The sequence below is a fragment of the Lancefieldella parvula genome (assembly GCF_963530955.1).
Lineage (GTDB): Bacteria > Actinomycetota > Coriobacteriia > Coriobacteriales > Atopobiaceae > Lancefieldella > Lancefieldella parvula_A.
In genome coordinates this window covers 1-2,863 of the sequence record NZ_CAUSFQ010000125.1, presented here as the reverse complement: position 1 = coordinate 2,863, position 2,863 = coordinate 1, and the positions used below count along the sequence as shown (strand labels likewise).

General features: G+C 47.6%; 3 protein-coding genes and 1 pseudogene. All 4 read right to left on the bottom strand.

Features of this window, described 5'->3' with window-relative positions:
• Positions 1–166 (bottom strand): annotated as a pseudogene (locus tag RWJ43_RS06585) (tRNA (N6-isopentenyl adenosine(37)-C2)-methylthiotransferase MiaB); the annotation flags it as partial.
• Positions 167–168: 2 nt separating this feature from the next.
• Positions 169–492 carry a stage V sporulation protein S gene (locus tag RWJ43_RS06580; protein ID WP_035427621.1) on the bottom strand — a complete coding sequence of 108 codons (324 nt, stop codon included), beginning with the start codon at positions 490–492 and terminating at the stop codon, positions 169–171.
• A 27-nt stretch (positions 493–519) separates the two neighbouring features.
• Positions 520–1,605 carry an ATP-binding protein gene (locus RWJ43_RS06575; protein WP_314009125.1) on the bottom strand — a complete coding sequence of 362 codons (1,086 nt, stop codon included), beginning with the start codon at positions 1,603–1,605 and terminating at the stop codon, positions 520–522.
• Positions 1,606–1,608: 3 nt separating this feature from the next.
• Positions 1,609–2,863 (bottom strand): ribonuclease Y (gene rny, locus RWJ43_RS06570; protein WP_314009123.1); only part of this gene is annotated, 1,255 nt, incomplete at its 5' end.

Genomic DNA, 2,863 nt, shown 5'->3' with positions numbered 1-2,863 from the left:
TGCAGGTCATAAAGATGACAATGTCAGCGTCGTCGGTATCTGAAACCTCATTGCAGCCACAAGTCTCAAGCAGACCAGAGACACGCTCTGTGTCGTGCAGATTCATCTGGCAACCAAAAGTTTTGATGTGATATGTTTTTCCTACGAGCTCGGAATTTTCAATCATGCTTAAAGTACCTCGTTATACTCAGTGGAACTAACAGCTGGAGTCTGCGTATCAGGGGCAGACAGTGTATGGACATAAATGGCAATTTTAATTGCAGTTCTGCTCTCCCCTGCAATTTCGATATCAGAAAACGTTGGAGCACAGGTGATATCCAGACCGCAAGGAATCAAGAAGCCGCGCGCAATAGCAATGGCCTTGATGCCCTGGTTGACTGCACCCGCACCAATGCACTGGAGCATAACAGGCTCATTATCTTTAACCAGTCCCGCAATAGCTCCTGCTACAGAAGCTGGTGAAGACTTACTTGAAACTTTAAGCAAACCCATGAGTGCTCCAATTATTGTGCGTTTGTTCTACTCTTGCGACTCAATATCAAAAGTCACAACAATTTTGTTTTTACTTACACGAACACGAGGCTCAGACGTCAAAGAAACGTAGTATTTCTCGGACAACTCAGCAAAACTCTGCTCCATCTTTCGAGAAAAACTGCTGATATCAGCCTTACTCATCTTGAGACCTCGGTGGTCTTTCATCAGATCAATTTCGCGAGAAACCCCTTCAGGTTCAACGTTGCGGCTGACCTGTGCATACACACTACGCAAAGGCTTAATCTGCTCAGCAATAATTCTGTGAGCAGTTCTATCTGACATTGAAAGACCAAGAGACTTACAAACCTCAGAAAGCTCTGTTGCATCCGCTGCGGCCCTAAAGCGCTCGAGAACAGGAACGTTTTCAAAGCCTTCAACAAAGAGCAGGTCAGCGATATCAAGCGTCTGAGCAATTCTGCGGCGAGCGGTAGCAGCAATCTCTGCAGCGGAACCCAGCATTACCTCACACGAGCCTTTGACCTCAAGCGCAAAGTCACAGCAGGTACGAATGATGTTATGAGGACCTTTAACGGTTGTTTTGATTCCATCCTCATTCAAACCACAGGTTGGCCAAGTAGACTGATCTACTCGCTCAGAAATTTTAGTAGTGTCTACCACAATCTGAATAACAGAACCAAGTCCCGGAGCCGAAGCCACAACCTGGGCTGATTCACAGTTTTCTTTAATGGAGTAGAGAGCCATGCCTCGGCCATGGATTCCCCAACGATCCATGTGCATACTCTCAAGCTTTGAAGTTACACGAGCTTCAAAGATTTTCTCCTGCATGTCTTTTGGAATGCCCTGACCATCATCAAGTATGGTGATGGTTCTAAGCATGCCTTCTTTTGATGTTGCAACATAAATGTGACGAGCACCAGCATCGCGAGAATTACGCAAGAGCTCGATAACAATATCTTCTACCGAACGAATATCATGCTTTGCCTGTCTACGCTCTGCTTCTGCTACGCGTAAACGAACGTACCCCGCGCCGAGGGATTCCTCGACACGGAGTGCGCGTTCACCTCCCATGGAGGCGACAAAACCTGTTAAGTCAGTAGAAGTGGCTGCCATAAATTACTTAGCAACGTCCACAGCACGAGACTCGCGAATAACAACAACGCGAACCTGTCCTGGGTATTCCATCTCATCCTCAATCTGCTTAGCAATATCGTGAGCAAGAACAGTTGCCTCGGAATCGCTAATCATCTGAGGCTCAACCATCACGTGAAGCTCACGGCCAGCCTGCATTGCGTAAGTACGCTCAACACCCTCATGCGCATTAGAGATAGCCTCAAGCTTCTCAAGACGCTTGATGTAGTTCTCAGCAGACTCACGACGAGCGCCAGGACGTGCAGCAGAAATAGCGTCTGCAGCCATAACAAGCATGTCAAGAACAGTATTTGGCTCAATGTCTGCATGGTGGGCCTCAATGGCGTGAACAATCTCTGGGCGCTCACCATGACGACGAGCAAGATCTGCACCAATTACAGCGTGTGGACCCTCAACCTCATGGTCAATTGCCTTACCAAGGTCATGGAGCAGACCAGCGCGCTTAGCTGGAGCAGGCTCAAGACCAAGCTCTTCAGCCATAATGCCGCAAAGTACTGCAACCTGAACAGAGTGAGCAAGAACGTTCTGACCGTAAGAAGTACGGTAGCGAAGCTTACCAAGAGTCTTTACAATCTCTGGATGAAGATCGTGAATGCCACAATCAAATGCAGCCTGTTCACCAGCCTCAAGAACACGCTCGTTAACAAGAGCCTCAGCCTTCTTGTAGAGCTCCTCAATACGTGCTGGATGAATACGACCGTCTGCAATGAGGTTCTCAAGTGCAACACGAGCGGTCTCACGGCGGACTGGATCAAAACTTGAAAGAACTACAGTCTCTGGAGTGTCATCAATAACAAGAGAAACACCAGATACCTGCTCAAAGGTACGAATGTTTCTACCCTCACGTCCAATAATCCTACCCTTTAGATCATCAGATGGGATATGGACGGAAGTTACTGTAATCTCAGAAGCCTGATCTGCAGCAACACGCTGAATAGCGGTAGAAATAATCTCACGTGCAGTTTTATCTGCTTGTGCACGAACGCGCTGCTCAGACTCACGAAGAATCATAGCCTCATCGCGAACGCTTTCTGAGCGTACACGAGAAAGAAGCTCATCATGAGCCTCATCTTTAGTGAGGTTAGCAATACGCTCAAGCTCTTGAGACTGTTGAGAAACAAGAGAATCCAAATCGTTCTTACGACGATCAAGCTGACCCTGAAGACTGGAAAGCTGGTGCTCACGCTTCTCTAGTGCATCGGTACGATGATCAAGAGAC

Excerpts from the sequence above, each read along its gene's own strand:
- RWJ43_RS06580 (WP_035427621.1), bottom strand. The coding sequence starts at position 492 with ATGGGTTTGCTTAAAGTTTCAAGTAAGTCTTCACCAGCTTCTGTAGCA.
- RWJ43_RS06575 (WP_314009125.1), bottom strand. The coding sequence starts at position 1,605 with ATGGCAGCCACTTCTACTGACTTAACAGGTTTTGTCGCCTCCATGGGA.